Source organism: Actinoplanes sp. OR16, assembly GCF_004001265.1.
Classification (GTDB): domain Bacteria; phylum Actinomycetota; class Actinomycetes; order Mycobacteriales; family Micromonosporaceae; genus Actinoplanes.
The window spans coordinates 5,605,818-5,621,232 of sequence record NZ_AP019371.1; the positions used below are offsets into that span (position 1 = coordinate 5,605,818).

Annotated in this window: 17 protein-coding genes; 6 read left to right on the plus strand and 11 right to left on the minus strand. The window is 70.7% G+C overall.

From position 1 onward, the window contains the following. Positions 1–79: 79 nt before the first annotated feature. The gene (locus tag EP757_RS25465; protein WP_232049997.1) at positions 80–772 is read right to left on the minus strand and encodes a TetR/AcrR family transcriptional regulator; all 693 of its coding nucleotides are present in this window, start codon (positions 770–772) and stop codon (positions 80–82) included. A gap of 87 nt (positions 773–859) precedes the next feature. On the opposite strand from EP757_RS25465, the gene EP757_RS25470 reads away from it, so the two are divergent. The 3 genes from EP757_RS25470 to EP757_RS25480 all read left to right on the plus strand — a co-directional run bounded on the left by EP757_RS25470 (position 860) and on the right by EP757_RS25480 (position 2,949). Beyond that, positions 860–1,702, plus strand: a complete 843-nt coding sequence (locus EP757_RS25470; RefSeq protein WP_127550078.1) for an SDR family oxidoreductase — start codon at positions 860–862, stop codon at positions 1,700–1,702. Positions 1,703–1,749: 47 nt separating this feature from the next. Then, positions 1,750–2,454, plus strand: a complete 705-nt coding sequence (locus tag EP757_RS25475) for an FKBP-type peptidyl-prolyl cis-trans isomerase (RefSeq protein WP_232049998.1) — start codon at positions 1,750–1,752, stop codon at positions 2,452–2,454. A gap of 66 nt (positions 2,455–2,520) precedes the next feature. Beyond that, positions 2,521–2,949, plus strand: a complete 429-nt coding sequence (locus EP757_RS25480) for a PPOX class F420-dependent oxidoreductase (RefSeq protein ID WP_127550082.1) — start codon at positions 2,521–2,523, stop codon at positions 2,947–2,949. Positions 2,950–2,956: 7 nt separating this feature from the next. Here EP757_RS25480 and EP757_RS25485 read toward each other — a convergent pair whose 3' ends face one another. From EP757_RS25485 to EP757_RS25500, 4 genes are all read right to left on the minus strand, one after another. Beyond that, entirely contained in the window at positions 2,957–3,139 is a 183-nt protein-coding gene (locus tag EP757_RS25485) for a DUF1737 domain-containing protein (RefSeq protein ID WP_127550084.1), read from the minus strand. Then, on the minus strand, positions 3,132–3,638 hold the full coding sequence (locus EP757_RS25490; protein ID WP_127550086.1) for a carboxymuconolactone decarboxylase family protein: 507 nt from the start codon (positions 3,636–3,638) through the stop codon (positions 3,132–3,134). The genes EP757_RS25485 and EP757_RS25490 overlap by 8 nt, the downstream gene beginning before the upstream one ends. Positions 3,639–3,653: 15 nt before the next feature. After that, positions 3,654–4,853, minus strand: a complete 1,200-nt coding sequence (locus EP757_RS25495; protein ID WP_127550088.1) for an MFS transporter — start codon at positions 4,851–4,853, stop codon at positions 3,654–3,656. Positions 4,854–4,925: 72 nt separating this feature from the next. Then, positions 4,926–6,488, minus strand: coding sequence for a diguanylate cyclase (locus tag EP757_RS25500; RefSeq protein WP_127550090.1), 1,563 nt, complete (start codon positions 6,486–6,488; stop codon positions 4,926–4,928). A gap of 83 nt (positions 6,489–6,571) precedes the next feature. On the opposite strand from EP757_RS25500, the gene EP757_RS25505 reads away from it, so the two are divergent. After that, positions 6,572–7,150, plus strand: a complete 579-nt coding sequence (locus tag EP757_RS25505; RefSeq protein ID WP_127550092.1) for a TetR-like C-terminal domain-containing protein — start codon at positions 6,572–6,574, stop codon at positions 7,148–7,150. After that, the gene (locus EP757_RS25510; protein ID WP_127550094.1) at positions 7,150–8,298 is read left to right on the plus strand and encodes a GDSL-type esterase/lipase family protein; all 1,149 of its coding nucleotides are present in this window, start codon (positions 7,150–7,152) and stop codon (positions 8,296–8,298) included. The genes EP757_RS25505 and EP757_RS25510 overlap by 1 nt, the downstream gene beginning before the upstream one ends. Before the next feature lie 25 nt (positions 8,299–8,323). On the opposite strand, the gene EP757_RS25515 is transcribed toward EP757_RS25510, so the two are convergent. Together EP757_RS25515 and EP757_RS25520 are read right to left on the minus strand one after the other, a co-directional pair. Then, positions 8,324–8,869, minus strand: coding sequence for a hypothetical protein (locus tag EP757_RS25515; RefSeq protein ID WP_127550096.1), 546 nt, complete (start codon positions 8,867–8,869; stop codon positions 8,324–8,326). A 121-nt stretch (positions 8,870–8,990) separates the two neighbouring features. After that, entirely contained in the window at positions 8,991–9,581 is a 591-nt protein-coding gene (locus EP757_RS25520) for a response regulator transcription factor (protein ID WP_232049999.1), read from the minus strand. Positions 9,582–10,161: 580 nt separating this feature from the next. Here EP757_RS25520 and EP757_RS25525 point away from each other — a divergent pair. Next, on the plus strand, positions 10,162–10,461 hold the full coding sequence (locus EP757_RS25525; protein WP_127550100.1) for a hypothetical protein: 300 nt from the start codon (positions 10,162–10,164) through the stop codon (positions 10,459–10,461). Positions 10,462–11,204: 743 nt separating this feature from the next. Here EP757_RS25525 and EP757_RS25530 read toward each other — a convergent pair. From EP757_RS25530 to EP757_RS25550, 4 genes are all read right to left on the minus strand, one after another. Further along, on the minus strand, positions 11,205–12,293 hold the full coding sequence (locus EP757_RS25530; protein WP_127554432.1) for an ABC transporter ATP-binding protein: 1,089 nt from the start codon (positions 12,291–12,293) through the stop codon (positions 11,205–11,207). Between the two features lie 185 nt (positions 12,294–12,478). Further along, a complete protein-coding gene (locus EP757_RS25540; protein WP_127550102.1) occupies positions 12,479–13,462 on the minus strand; it encodes an ABC transporter ATP-binding protein in 984 nt (327 codons plus the stop codon). A gap of 6 nt (positions 13,463–13,468) precedes the next feature. Next, on the minus strand, positions 13,469–14,410 hold the full coding sequence (locus tag EP757_RS25545; RefSeq protein WP_127550104.1) for an ABC transporter permease: 942 nt from the start codon (positions 14,408–14,410) through the stop codon (positions 13,469–13,471). Continuing rightward, positions 14,407–15,414 carry an ABC transporter permease gene (locus tag EP757_RS25550; protein WP_127550106.1) on the minus strand — a complete coding sequence of 336 codons (1,008 nt, stop codon included), beginning with the start codon at positions 15,412–15,414 and terminating at the stop codon, positions 14,407–14,409. The genes EP757_RS25545 and EP757_RS25550 overlap by 4 nt, the downstream gene beginning before the upstream one ends. Position 15,415: the final 1 nt, after the last annotated feature.

Sequence of the window (15,415 nt, forward strand, 5' to 3'; positions counted from 1 at the left end):
CACAGAGAACAGAACACACAGCGTCATGCACAGCCGGGCCGCCTGCAGCACGAGGTCGTCGTGGTCCTCGGGCGTCCGGTTACCGGGCCGTCTGATCGGCGATGCGGTCGAGCCAGTCGGCCAGCAGGGCTTTCTCGGTGGGGGACAGGGCCGTGACGTCGGGCAGGGCTGCTCGGAGGGTGACGGCCGCGGCGGCCGGGCCGGGCTGCTCGGTCGCGGGTGCGCCGGTGAGCATGGTGGCGCAGACCGATTCCCAGGTGAGGTCGGCGAGGCTCTCGTCGGGTTTCTCGATCAACGCGAAGACCACTCCGGTGCCGGCCGCGTGGATCAGGTCGACGGCCCGGTTCTCCGGGATGCGCAGGCGGCCGGCCCGGGCCACGCGGCGCACCCGCTCGCGGAGCACCGCCGTCCCGGCGTCGACGGTGGCCTGGCCCTCCGGGGTTCGCTTCGCCGTGTGCATGAGCCGGAAGAGTGCCGGGTTCGCCAGGCCGAAGCCGATGTGCAGGTCCCAGCCGGCGCGCAGGCCGTCCACCGGGTCGTCGCCGGCGTCCACCGGAGGTTTCTGTGCCACGTAGCTCGCGAAACCGTGCTCTGCCACGGCGTCCAGCAGGCCGTTCTTGTCACCGAAGAGGCGGTAGATGGTCGGCGCCTGAACGCCCGCTGCCAGCGCGACCGACCGGGTGGTCACGGCCTCCGGGCCCTCGGTGGCCAGCAGGGTGGCGGCGACGTCGACCAGCCGGGAGCGGACGAGGTCGCGAGTGGGCTCCTTCACGTTTCCGATGATAGCGGCTCGTTGTTATCGCTGTGATTCCAGTGCTAACGTCGAGCCGTTATCACCGATACCCCTCAGGAGTTCCGCATGATCGTCGTAACCGGAGCCACCGGCGCGCTGAACGGCGCCACCGTCGACCACCTCCTCGACCGGGTTCCCGTCGCGGACATCGCCGTCGTGGCCCGCGATGTCGCCCGAGCCCAGCGGTTCGCCGACCGCGGCGTGGCCGTGCGGTACGGCGACTACGCCGACCCGGCTTCGCTGCCCGCTGCCTTCGAGGGTGCCGACCGGCTGCTCCTGGTGTCCTCCAGCGACCCGGGCGCCGACGCCGTGAGCCTGCACCGGACCGCGATCGACGCGGCCGTGGCGGCCGGGGTGGGCCGCATCCTCTACACCAGCCACCAGAACGCCAGGCCGGATACACCCTTCAAGCCCGGCCGCGACCACGCCGCGACCGAGCTGCTGCTGGCCGAGTCCGGAGTGGCCTGGACCGCCCTGCGCAACGGCTTCTACCTGCACAGCCTCGGCCTGCTGGCGGGTCCGTGGCGGGAGACCGGCGTGATCGCCGTGCCCGGTGACGGGCCGGTGTCCTGGACGGCCCGGGAGGACAGCGCCGAGGCGGCCGCCGTCATCCTGGCCTCGGGCGTCGCTCACGACGGTCCGGTGACGATCACCGCGACCGCGGCGCCGACGTTCGAGGAGCTCGCCGTGATCGCCTCCGAGGCCACCGGCCGGACGGTGAAGGTCGAGATCATGGACGAGGAGGACTGGCTCGCGGCGCAGGTCGCCGGTGGCACGCCGGAGTTCATGGCGCGCTTCCTGCTCGGCTTCTACCAGGCTGCCCGGCGTGGTGACTTCGCCGGCGTGGACCCGCTGCTCGGCACCCTGCTCGGCCGCGAGCCGCGGACGGCCGGCGAATCGCTGAGCTAGCAGTCCGGGTACAGCCCGCGCACAGCGACATGTCGTATCGTCTGGCCGTGCCCGATTCTGTAACGAGCCGCAAGAGCGCGGCTCCTCAGCGTGCCGGCGGACAGCCGGTCAAGACGAAGGCGGCCAAGCGGGCCGAGGCCAAGGCCGCCAAGGCGCGTGCGCGTGCGCGGGAGAGGCGCCGCCAGACGCTGACCGTGGCCGGCTCGGCGGTGGTCGTCCTCGCCCTCGTCGTCGGCCTGGTCTTCTGGATCGCGAGTTCGAAGGACGACTCGAGCGCGAACCAGCCGGCAGCGGCCCCGGCGGCCACCACCGCCGCGGCGAGTGCCGAGCCGGCCGCTGAGGCGTCGGCCGCGGCATTCCCGCCGGTCCCGGAGGGCGCCGACCCGGCGCTGGCGACGAAGCCGGAGGCGAAGGCGGGCACCGGCACGGTCACCGAGCTCAAGACGACCACCCTGATCGAGGGCACCGGGCCGGCCGTGGAGTCGGGCCAGACGGTCACCGTGAACTACGTCGGTGTCACCTACAAAGACGGCAAGGAGTTCGACTCGTCCTGGAGCCGGTCCGAGACGTTCGACTTCCAGATCGGCGGCGGGCAGGTCATCCAGGGCTGGGACCAGGGGCTCGTCGGGGTGAAGGTGGGCAGCCGGGTGCAGCTCGACATCCCGGGCAGCCTGGCCTACGGCGATGACGCGAGCGGCGGGCAGCCGGCCGGCACGCTCCGGTTCATCGTGGACGTCCTGGCCGCTTCCTGACGATCGTCACTCGAAGGCGGGCGCGCGGTCGCGTGCCCGCCTTCGTCTCGCGGGCAGAATGCGGGCATGGCTACATCGATGAGTGAGGCGCAGTGGCGGAAGTTCCTCGGTGAGGGCACCCGCACCGGCAAGCTGGCCACCGTACGCGCCGACGGCAGCCCCCACGTCGTCCCGATCTGGTTCGTCCTCGACGGCGACGACCTGGTGTTCAACACCGGCGCCGGTTCGGTGAAAGGCCGCAACCTGGCCCGGGACGGCCGGGCCTCCCTCTGCGTCGACGAGGAAGCAGCCCCGTACGCCTTCGTCACGGTCACCGGCCGGGCCACCCTCCACACCGACCTCGCCGACATGCTGCACTGGTCGACCCTCATCGGTTCCCGTTACATGGGCCCCGACCGGGCCGCCGAGTTCGGCGCCCGCAACGCGGTGGACGGCGAACTCCTGGTGCGCCTGAGGATCCACCGGGTAACCGCCTACACCGACATCTCCGGCTGACGCCGCGTCACGCGTCGTCGCCGGGCTGTGGCAGGACCAACGCCTGGGCGGCTCGCACCCGGGTGCCGTCGAATGTCAGGGCGGGTGAGCCGTACAAGCGGTAGCCCTGGTCCAGCAGGGCGCTGATCCGGGCACAGAACTCGGCGTCGTCCGGGCCGGTGATCAGGCGGTAGCGGAGGCGCTCATCCATGGTGGATCACTTCATATCCACCGGCGGCCAGGCGGCGGGCGTGCTGCTCGTACTGGGCCGGGTCGTCCGGCAGCGTGGTCGCGAGACCGTCGACGTAGCGGTTGAACATGCAGAACGCCGCCGCGATGAGCACGGTGTCGTGGATGGCCTTGTCGTCGGCGCCGGCCTCACGTGCCGCCGCCACGTCGTCGGCGGTGACCGAGCGGCCGTCCACGCGTACCCGGTCGGCGATCGTCAGCAGCGCGTCCATCCGCGCGCTGCTGGTCTCCGGCCGGCCGTTCGCCAGGTGCCGGGCCACCGCGCCGTGGGTCTCCGCGCAGAACGTGCACTCGTTGCCGCGGGAGACGTACGCGGCGATCGTCTCCCGTTCGGCGGGCGTCAGCGAGGACGGGCCGCGCAGCAGCGTCTCGGCCAGGCTGTTGAGCGGCCCGGCGGTCTCCGGGTGCGCGGCGAGCAGCCCGGCGATGCCGGGGATCGGGGGCAGCGGGATGTGCGGCATGCCTTCATCGTCCTTTCACTTCACTGGCGTGGGTTCCCGGGAGGCGGCCGGTCTGACCAGCAGAGACAGCGGCGCCGCCAGCAGGGCCACCACGGCCGCCGCCACGAACGCCGCGCCGGGTTCGCCGGTCACGTCGATCAGCTGGCCGGCCGCGCCGGACCCCACCGCGTAGCCGGCCCACGTGGCCGCGCCCATCCAGGCGTACGCCTCGGTCCGGAAACGTTCCGGCGCCGCCTCGCCGAGGACCACCTGGATCAGCGTGTCCTGCGGTCCGGTCACCATCCCCACCAGGAGCAGCAGCACGGCCAGTACCAGGAGCGCCGGCGCCCACCCGGCCGCGACCAGCACGCCCGCTGCCACCAGGTGGGTCAGTGCGAGCTGCGGGCCGGGCGTACCGCGGCGGCGCCTGCTCCCGTAGATCAGCGCGCTGACCACCGAGCCGACGCAGAGGACGGCGATCAGCACACCGGCCGCGTGCCGTGACCCGGCGTCGGTGGCCGCCGCCGGGCCGCCGACCATCACCGCGCCGAACGTGAAGGCGCTCAGGACGATGACGGCGAGGATGAGGCGTACCTGGCCGGTGGCGAGCGGGCCCAGATGGTCGCGGCGCAGACCGGTCCGGGCCGCGGGACGCCGCCGCAGGCTGGGCGTGGCGACGAGCAGCAGCACCCCGGCCGTCAGGATGGCCGCCACCACACCGAGCACGGCGATCGGGCTGACGGCGATCAGCAGCGCCGACACCAGCACGGGGCCGGTGACGTACATCGTCTCGTTCAACGCCCCGTCGAGCGCGAACGCCGTCTGCAGCCGCTCACTGTCCACCAGCGACGGCCAGGTGGCGCGGGCGACCGGGCCGCACGGTGGCGCGGTGACGCCGAGCGCTGCCGCACACGCGACCAGCACTCCGGTGGGCCATCCGTCGAGCAGGGCGGTGGCCAGCACGGCGTACGCCACCAGGTTCGCCGCCAGCAGGGCCAGCAGGATCCGCCGCGCCGGGAAGCGATCGATCAGGCGGGCGCTGAACGGCACACACACGGCCACTGCCACGGCGTACCCGGTCAAGGCAAGCCCTCCGGAAGCGTAGGACCCCCCGGCCTCGACCACCGCGAGCAGCAGTGTGAGCGTCAGCATCGGCGGCGCCAGCCGCGTCGTCGCGATGGCCAGGATCAGCCGGGCCACCTCAGGCACAGCGAACAGGTCGCGGTAGGCGCGCATGCAACCGATTGTCCACCATCAATACGCTTCGGTGGGGTAGGCCCGGCGGCGGCTCTCCGGGTCACCCGGCCGTCACGCCACGGCGGCCAGTCGGTTGCGGCCCGATCGTTTCGCGACGTAGAGGCGCGCGTCCGCCCGGTCGTACAGTTCCCGGCCCGCCTCGCCGCCGCGGCAGACCGCCAGGCCCATGCTCAGCGTGACGGTCAGGCCGGGCACGATGCGGTTCCAGTCGCGGGCCTGGATCACCCGGCGGATGCGTTCGGCGATCTGCCGGGCCTCCTCCTCGCCGGTGTTCAGGAACATCGCGAACTCGTCGCCGCCGAACCGGATCGCCACCTCGCCGTGCCGGCAGTGTGAGCGCAGGACCCCGGCGATCTCGCCGAGCACCCGGTCGCCGACGCCGTGCGAGTACCTGTCGTTGATGTCCTTGAAGTGGTCGACGTCGATGAGCAGCAGCGCGCCGCCGTCGGCCACGGCGTCGATGCGCCGGTCGAACATCCGCCGGTTGCCCAGCCCGGTCAGCGCGTCCGAGGCCGCGACCTGGTCCGCTGTCGTACGCGCGGCCTCCAACTCCACCCGCCGATAGGCCTGCCGCAGCATGGTCCGCCGGTCCAGCCGCAGCTGCCAGAGCGCCTCGACGTGCCCGCGCAGCGATTCGAGGACCGCCTGGGTGGCCTCGCCCGGCGACTCCCGCACCGCCGTGATCGCCAGTTCGTACTGGAAGAGCAGCCGCTGGGACCGCAGCACCGCGAGTTCCAGCCCGGCCCGGAATTCCCGGCGGGCGGCACGCCATTCGCCGCCCGCGCGCAGCACGAGCCCGTGTGCCAGGTGCAGCAGGCGCGCCTCGTGGTGCTGCCCGGCCGCGCGCATCCTCGGCAGGGTCTCCTCGACCAGGGCCATCGCTTCCGCGTTCCGGCCGGACGTTGCGTGACAGACGGCCAGCAGCGCCACGCCGATGGGGGAGTCGATGCCCTGCCCGAGCCAGAACTCCAGCACCGCCACGGCCTTCTCGATCAAGACCAGGGCATCTTCGGTACGCCCGACCTGCCCGAGTCGCAACGCCCACTCCAGCCACAACTCGGTGTGGGTGAGTTCGGCGGCGGACCGATAGAGGTCATCGTCGGGCTCGAACGACTCGATCGACCGTCCCATGGCCTCGTCGGCGAGCTCGAAGAGTTCCGCCCCGCGGGCCGCCTCGGCCAGCGACGCCATGGCGGAGAAGTACCGCAGTCCCTTGCGGGGCGCGACCTCCAGCAGGCCCATCGAGCGGGCCATGTAGTGCAGCCCGTCGTCGATGCGACCGAGATGGATCAGCACCTCGGCGGTGTCCGCGAGGATCTTCGCGTCGGTGGCCTTGGGGCCGCCCAGCTCGCTCTGGTCGGCGATCAGGTCCTCGGCGATGCGCAGCGCCTCGTCGAGCCGCCCGAGGGCGCTCAGGGCGTACATCCGGCCCAGCCGGCTCACCCGATGCGTACGCCGATCCCCGAGCATCAGCGTGATCGCCTCCGCATGGTCCGCAGCGAGCAGCGTCTCCGTGTGATGGCCCCGGATGGTCAGGTCGTGCACGTGCAGCGCGAGGGCTGCGTGCGGACCGTACGGAGAAACCAGCACCGGCAGTCGGGCACCGTTTGGCATGGCCCTATGGTCGGCCCCGGTGTGCCGGACATGAGCTACCTATACCCTTTAGGTTTAAGCCTTATTGATGTAGGATTGCTCGCATGGCTCGGGCGAATCTCACCTCAGCGGTCGTCGTCGCGGCGGCGGCCGACCTGGCCGATCGGGAAGGCCTCGGCGCGGTCACCCTGTCGGCGCTCGCCCGCGGTTTCGGCGTGCAGACCGCCAGCCTCTACTCGCACGTCCGGGACCGGCCCGCGCTGCTCGACGGTGTGCACCAGCTGGCGCTCGGCGAGCTGGCCGACCGGATCGCGGTGGCCATCGGCGGCCGGTCCGGGCGGGACGCGCTGACCGCGCTCGCCGAGGCGCATCGCGACTTCGCCAGGGAACGCCCCGGGCGCTGGGCCGCGCTGCTGCGGCCCGCCGCCCCCGCGACGGTCCGCTCCGAGGCGGCCGGCCGCGTCGCCGCGCTCACCCTGGCCATGCTCCGCGGCTACCGGTTGCCGGAGACCGAGCTGGTGCACGCGACACGCCTGCTCGGCTCCACGATCAACGGCTTCCTGGCACTGGAGGCGAACGGCAGCTTCGGGCACCGCGAGCCCGCGACCGACGTCTCCTGGCAGCGCGCTCTCGCCGCGCTCGACACCGTCTTCCATTCCTGGCCCGCAGAAGGAGATCTTTGATGCACGCCGTGGCCGGCCTGCTCCGTGGCGCCGCCGAACTCGAAGTCACCCCACGAGGGGTCCGGCCCCATCGGCTTCCCGCGTGGGTCGGCGAACAGTTTCCCGATGGACAGCTGCAGTCGATGGAAAGTCAGCCTTCCGGCGTACGCATCAATCTCCTGACCACAGCGAGCACGATCGAGCTGGTGACCCATCCGACCCGGATCGCCTACACCGGCGTCGACCGGCCGCGTGGGCGCATCGACGTCTACGCCGACGGTGAGCTGCTGGTGCGGGACGTGCTGGACGGCGGCGATCGGATCGAGGTCGACCTCGCGACCGGCACGACCGCGTTCCATCCGGGGGAGCCGCACACCACCACGATCACCGGCCTGCCGCCGGGCCGGCGCCGGTTCGAGATCTGGCTGCCGCACAACGAGAGTGTCGAAGTGATCGGCCTGCGGGCGGACGCCCCGATCGAACCGGACGACACCCCGCGCCCACTGTGGGTGCATCACGGCAGCTCGATCAGCCAGGGCTCGAACGCCGTCGCGCCCAGCGAGATCTGGCCCGCCGTCGCCGCCCGCCGTGCCGGTGTCGAGCTGCGCAATCTCGGGTTCGGCGGCAGTGCCCTCGTCGACCCGTTCATGGCCCGGGTGATCCGGGACGCGCCGGCCGACTTCATCAGTGTCAAGCTCGGCATCAACGTGGTGAACCTGGACAGCATGCGACTCCGCACATTCGTCCCGGCGGTCCACGGCTTTCTGGACACGATCCGCGAGGGGCATCCCGGCGTACCCCTCATCTTGATCTCTCCGCTCTTCTGCGGCATCCACGAGGAGACGCCGGGACCGGGCGCGATCGACCCGTCCTCGATCGGTACCGGCAAGGTCCGTTTCACCGCGACCGGGACGCCGGGCGACGTCACGCTGGGCCGCCTGACGCTCCAGGTGATCCGCCGTGAGCTGGCTTCGCTCGCCGAGCGCCGTTCGGCCGACAAGAACCTTCACTTCCTTCAAGGCACCTCTCTGTACGGCGAAACCGACGCCGCGGAACTCCCACTACCGGACGACCTGCACCCGGGTCCCGAAGCACATGAACGGATCGGCGTGCGATTCGCCGACTACGCTTTCAACGGCCCGTTTCAACGGCGGAGAGGGCACCCGTGAAAGGTGCCCTCTCCGCCGTCGGTCCCTACGGGTTGAGTAGGGCCAGCAGTGCGTTCAGGAGCGCGGCCAGTGCCCCGGCGCTCGGGTTGCCGTCGAGCAGATGGGTGATCGCGCAGAGCAGATTGCCGAGCAGGTTGCCGGGCGCCGACTGCGCGGTGATCGTCAGATGCACCTGGTTCAGGTCCACCACCAGGCCGAGAAGGTCCAGGTGCAGCGGCCCCAGCGTCAGGTCGAGGATCCGGCAGGTGGCCTGGGCGACCGCGACCGGCATGCTCACGTCCTGATCGACGGTGCCGACGTTCTGACCGGCCGCGTCGGTGAACGTGCCGGTCAAGGCGCCCGCTGCGAGCAGGCCACCGTCCTTCGCCGCGAACCTCTCCGGGGTGAAGGTGCCGGCGAACGTGCCGGCCTGCCCGGTCGCGTCGGTGAACGTGCCGGTGACCGGAACCTCGAGGTTGACGGCTTGTCGCTCGGCGGGGGCTGCGGTGGCCGCGCTCGGAGCCGCCGCGGCGAACCCCAGCGTCGCGAGCAGGACGACGAGGATCGTCGTGAACCGTTGCCGGTGTGTCATCGTTCTTCCTCCTTCATCGGGCCTGTCTTCATCGGGTCTGCCTTCATCGGGCCTGCGACAAGCGTCGCGACCTGCGGAGATCGACGGCAGTGAGCGCTGTCATCTCTTCGCCTGACAAAAGTCACGCCCGTTGCCGGATCCATCCCGCGTCCTCCGCGACCCGGACCGCTTCCAGCCGGTTGCGGGCGCCGGTCTTGCGCAGGATCACCGAGAGGTAGTTCCGTACCGTCCCGGCCGTCAGATGCAGCCGCGCCGCCACCTCGGCGGACGGCACCCCGGACGCGGCGACGCTCAGCACGTCCAGCTCCCGCTCCGACAGCGGACTCGGCGGCGCCGCGACCAACGCCACCGCCAGCCCGGCGTCGATGACGCGTTCGCCCCGCTTCAATCGCCGGACGCCGCGCACCAGCTCACCCGGTGCGACCCGGGTGCTGACGACGCCGTGCACCCGCACGTCGAGAGCCCGGCGCAGCGATGCCGGCGCCTCGGTACCGGCCAGCCCGAGCGTGACGCAGCCCGGCTGCTCCGCCGTGAACTCACCGAACAGCCGCACTCCCTCCCCGCCCAGCAGCTCCACGTTGACGATCGCCACGTCCAGCGGCATCGCCCGGGCCGTGGCCGGCGCCTCGGCCAGGCAACCGAGCGCCGCCACCACGGCGAAGTCCTCCTCCAATGACAGGGTCGCGGCCAGAGCACCGCGCAAGAGATTCATGGGTTCGACAAGCAGAATGCGGATCACGAGTGGCCTCCCAGCCCAGTCCTTCGCGGGGGTTTGCCGGCGCCACATCTCTTCGCATGGCGGCCGGCCGGCCCATCACCGGGTCACATTCACCGGCACGAGCCCGTTTCCGAACCGCGAACGTCAGCTGGGAGGTCCGCTGTACCGAACGCTCCGCCCGACCCCATCCACCCCGAGCCGGGGCACAACCCACCCGCGCCCGAGCCCGATCCCCCAGCGAGCCGAGAGGGCACCCATCAGAGAGGCCCCACCCTGCCCGCCGTCACGCAGCTGCCCACCACCACCGGCAGCCCCACCCGAACCCGAACCCGAACCCGCCGGCCCAGCAGGATTCCCCGGCAACCCAGAAGGCCGAGGCGATCCAGGAAGCGGAGCCTCTCCCCGAAGCGAAGGCGCAGAGGAACCCGACACCGCACTCAAATATGGCGACAAATCCTGCGAAGGCGCATTAATCCACGTCGGTCCGGAGGCCCTCACTCCCGCCGAGCCTCGAGTTCCCGCACTCGCCAAGCCCGAAATCTCCGCCTTCGCCGGGCCGAGAGTCCCCGCCGTCGTGCTGGAGATCGCCGCTTTTGCCGGGTCGAGAGTCCTCACTGTCGCGCTGGAGATGGCTGCCTTCGCCGGGCCGAGAGTCCCCATCGTCGTGCTGGAGATCGCCGCCTTCGCCGAGCCGGAAATCCCCATCGTCGCCGAGCCGAAGGTCCCCACCGTCGCGCCCGACATTTCCGAAATGTCGGGCGCGAATGCTCCAACCGCCATAGCCGATGCCGTCGTCACCGAATCGGTAAGGCGCACAGCTGAAGACACGGGCGGCAGACCGGCTACCGGCCCATCAAGGCGTACCGCCAGCTGACCCACCGCTTCGATCGAGCTCACCGACCGCAGAGACGAGCCCGCGGAAACCGGCGGAAGGGACGGCAAAGCCTCGGCAACCTTCCGCGCCGAAGTCTTGAGCGGAACAACCTTCGCCACCGAATCCTCAAGTGGAGCAGCCTTCGTCGCCGCTGCCTTGAGCGGCGCAGCCTTTCGTGCCGGCGCCTTGAGGTGGGAGCCTTCCCAGGCAGACTCCGTGAGCGGAACAACCTTCGCCACTGCGGCCGTGCGCGGCGCGACCTTCGCCACCGCGGCCTTGCGCGGAACAACCTTCGCCACCGCGGTCTTGCGCGGGGCGGCCTTCGCCACCGCGGCCTTGCGTGGCGCGACCTTCGCCGCTGGAGCCTCGATCGGTGCGGACTTTCGTGCTGCGGGCTTGCGGGACGCGGACTTATGGACCGGCTTCTTGAGCGGCGCAGCGTGTTCCTTCGCCGGCACTGGCTTCTTCGCAGGCACCGGCTTCTGCGCCGGCGACTTCGGGCGGAGAGGGGCCGCCGCCGGGGAGCCCACATCCGCCGTGGCGGCGTTCAGCAGGTCGGCCGGGCGGATCGGGTCTGCCTGGGCTGCGTTGTCCAGCAAGGTCAGGGCGAAGTAGGCCACCACCGCGAAGCCGGCGACGAGCAGGAGGCGGGCGGTGCGCTGCAACGGCACGGTCCACCTCCTGCCGACGTCGAGTAGAGCCATCGACACATGTCTACCCACTGAGGCGCTGGGGATGCCACCTCACGGCGACGGAAGGTCGGGCCTCGTCTGGATCAGGCCGCCGCCGACGTCGGGTGCCGCTTCCGGCGAGCCGGGACGGACTATCTCCGCCTCCACCGAGTGCGTCTTCAGCGAACCATCCAAGATCTCAGCGGCGAAGTGGCACGCCACCCGCTGCCCGGAGCCGTCGAACACCCGCAGCAGCGGCCGTTCCGAGGAACAGCGTTCCTGGGACCAGGGGCAGCGAGTACGGAACCGGCACCCACTCGGCGGCGCGGCAGGGGACGGCAGATCCCCGGCGAGGAGGATGCGGGAGCGGCGGTCCTCCACGTACGGATCGGGGATGGGCACCGCCGAGAGCAACGCGCGAGTGTAAGGATGCAGCGGCCGCCGGTAGAGCTGATCACCGTCCGCCTCCTCGACGAGCGCGCCGAGATACATGACGCCGATGACGTCCGAGATGTGCCGGACGACGGCCAGGTCGTGGGCGATCACGAGATAGGTCAATCCCAGCGATTCCTGGAGATCGTCGAGGAGGTTCACCACCTGCGCCTGGATCGACACGTCGAGCGCCGACACCGGCTCGTCCGCAACGATCAGTTCCGGTCTCAGGACCAGGGCGCGAGCGATCCCGATCCGCTGCCGCTGACCGCCGGAGAACTCGTGCGGGTACTTCGACAGCGCCGACGCCGGCAGCCCGACCGCGTCCAGGGTCGATCGCAGCCGCGCGCCGGAGTCCTTGTGCAGTCCGTGCGCCTTGAGACCCTCGACGAGCAGGGACTCCACCGACTGCCGCGGATCCAGGCTGGACATCGGATCTTGGAACACCATCTGGATACGCCGCCGGAATCGCCGCATCTGCTCGCCCTGGAGCGCGCGGACGTCCGTACCATCAAAAATGATCTTGCCGTCGGTCGGCTCGACCAGGCGCAGCAGGCCGCGCCCGAGCGTCGACTTGCCGCATCCGGACTCGCCGACCAGACCGTAGGTCTCCCCGCGCCGGATCGTGAGCGACACCCCGTCGACGGCATAGACATAGCCGAGCGTCCGGTCGAACAGCAGTCCGCTTTTGATCGGAAAGTGAACCTTGAGGTCGTCGATTTCCAAGATCGGCGAAGGGGGTGGCGCCGGGGCCGGCGAGGGGGGCGATGCTGAGGCTGGCGAAGAGGGCGGCGCTGGGGCTGGCGAAGAGGGCGGCGCTGAGGCTGGCGAAGGGGCTGGCGAAGAGGGCGGCGCCGGGGCCGGCGCAGGGCGCGGCGAGGTGGGCGGCGTCGGCGGCGGAACGGGCGGTGAGCTCACGCCGGCACCTCCTGCGGGACGGGGTTGGCGCAGCGCAGCGCTCCACCGCGCCGGACGGGTTCCAGCGGCACCGTCTCGCCGATGCACTCGTCGATCACACGCTCGCATCGCGGCGCGAACGCACACCCCTCCGACCAGGGAATATTGTCACTGACCGATCCTTGGATCTGATGCAACCGCCCTCCACGATCGACATCCAGCCGAGGCACGGATTTCAGCAACCCATCGGTGTACGGATGAAGCGCCCGTGCGAAGAGGTCATGCCGGACAGCGCGCTCGACCACCTTCCCGGCGTACAGGACGTTGACGGTGTCGCAGAGCCCCGCCACCACCCCGAGGTCGTGAGTGATCATGACGAGGGCGGTGCCGGACCGGTCGACCAGGTCCTTGAGCAGCGCGAGGATCTGCGCCTGGATGGTCACGTCGAGGGCTGTCGTCGGCTCGTCGGCGATGAGCAGGCGCGGCTTGCAGGCCAGCGCGATCGCGATCAGCGCCCGCTGCCGCATGCCACCGGAGAGCTGGTGCGGGAACTCCTTGAGCCGCCGGTTCGGGTCCGGGATGCCGACCGCGTCGAGCAGCTGGGCTGCCTCGCGCAGCGCCGCCTGCCGGGTCCGGCCCTGGTGGCGTTCCAGAACCTCGGCGACCTGGAGACCGAGAGGGATCACCGGGTTCAGCGAGGAGAGCGGGTCCTGGAAGATCATGCCGATGTCCCGGCCGCGGCGGTCCCGGAGTTCTTGAGGGCGCAACGTGAGGAGGTCGGTGCCGTCGAACAGGACCTCGCCGGTGACCTCGTTGCCCCGGCGCGGCAGCAGACCCATGATCGCCAGGCTGGTCACCGATTTGCCGCAGCCGGATTCACCGACCAGGCCGACTGTCTGACCGGGTTCCACGGTGAAGCTGACGCCGTCCACCGCCGTGACGGGAGCAGCGCCCCGGCGCCGGAAGACGACGGACAGATCACGAACGTCGAGCAACGACATGAGGGTTCACCGCCGGTTCTTCGGGTCGAGCGCCTCGCGCATCCCCTCACCCAGCAGGGTGAAGCCGAGGGCGACCAGGATGATCGCCAGCGCCGGGTAATACGCCAGCTCCGGGCGTACCTCGAAATAGCGGACGCCATCGACTCCGAGCATGAGACCCCACTCGGCGCGATTGATGTCCGGATCGCCGAGGCCCAGGAACGACAGCGCGGCGGCGTCCAGGATCGCCACCGCGAAGGTCAGGGTGGCCTGCACGATGACAGCGGTGAGCGAGTTCGGCAGCATGTGCCGGGTGACGATGTGCCGCCGCCGGACGCCCAGCGCCCGCGCGGCCAGCACATGATCGCTCTCTCGCTGGGCCAGCATCGACCCGCGCAGTAATCGAGCGAAGATCGGGACGTTCACCACCGCGACCGCGATGATCACCGTCCACTGCGTCGACTCGCTGGCGAGCGCGACCAGCGTGATCGCCAGCAGCAGGCTGGGCAGGGCCAGCATCACGTCGGTGATCCGCATGATCAGTACGTCGGCCCAGCCGCCCACCGCCCCGGCGATCGCCCCGAGCAGCACGCCGAAGATCAGGCCGATCAGGGTGGCCAGCACGCCGACGACGAGCGTCTGCCGGGCGCCGTAGATCATCCGGGAGGCGAAGTCGCGGCCCAGCGGATCGCTGCCGAGCGGATGCCCGGCACTGGCGCCGGGCACCGAGTCGACGGTGAGCTTGCTGGTCAGCTCCGGGAACCGCTGAATCGGATCGTGCGGGGCCACCAGCGGCGCGAAGATCGCGATGACCAGGAAGAGCAGGATGATGACCGCGCCGGCGATCGCTGTCGGGTTGCGCATCAGCCGGCGGCCGGCGTCGCGGAACAGGCTGACCCCGCCCGCCTCGGAGGTCCGCGCGGCCAGTTCGTCGATGCGGCGGCGCTTGGCGTCGGCGAGGGCGCTCATCGCACACGCACCCGGGGGTCGATGAACGCGTACGACAGGTCGACCACCAGATTGACCACGATGAACACGACGGCGGCCAGCAGGATCAGCGCCTGCAGCACCGGATAGTCCCGGCTGCCGCTGATCGAGTCGGTGATCAGCGTCCCGAGGCCACCCCAGTTGTAGACCTTCTCGGTCAGCACCGCACCGGCCAGCAACGCGCCGGTCTGCAGGCCGATCGTGGTGACCACCGGCAGCAGGCCGTTGCGCAGCACGTGCCGCTTGCGGATCGTGGCGTTGCGCAGGCCCTTGGCGTCGGCCGTGCGGATGTAGTCCTCGTCGAGGACGTCCAGCACGCTCGCCCGGGTGATCCGCACGATGATCGCCAGCGGGATCGTGGCGAGCGTGATCGCCGGCAGCACGAGATGCCAGAGCGCGTCGGCCGAGGCGTCGAACTCGCGGGTCAGCAGACCGTCGAGCACGAAGAAGCCGGTGACGTCGGTGTTGTCGGTGCCGGTGCTGATCCGGCCGGACGGCGGGAAGAAGTGGATGTCCTGGGTCAGCCAGTCCTTGAGCAGGTAACCCAGGAAGAAGATCGGGATCGAGATGCCGATCAGCGTCACGATGATCGTGGCGTTGTCGAGCAGCCGGCCGTGATGCCGCGCCGCCAGATATCCCAGGGGGATGCCCAGCCCGACGGCGATGATGATCGCCGCCAGGGCCAGCTCGACGGTCGCGGGAAAGGACCGGCTGATCACGTCGGTCACCGGTTCCCCGGTACGGATGGAGTTGCCGAAATTGCCGGTCACCACGTTCTGCAGGAACCGGCCGTACTGAACCCAGATCGGCTGGTCGTACCCGAGGGCGCGGATCAGCGCCTCTCGGGTCTGCGGGGTCGCGCGCTCACCGAGCAGCGCGTCGACCGGCCCGCCGGGCAGGCTCCGGAGCCAGAAGAAGACCAGGGTCATCAGGGCGATCAGCGTGACAGAGAGCTGGACCAGGCGGCGCGATACGACTCTGACCATC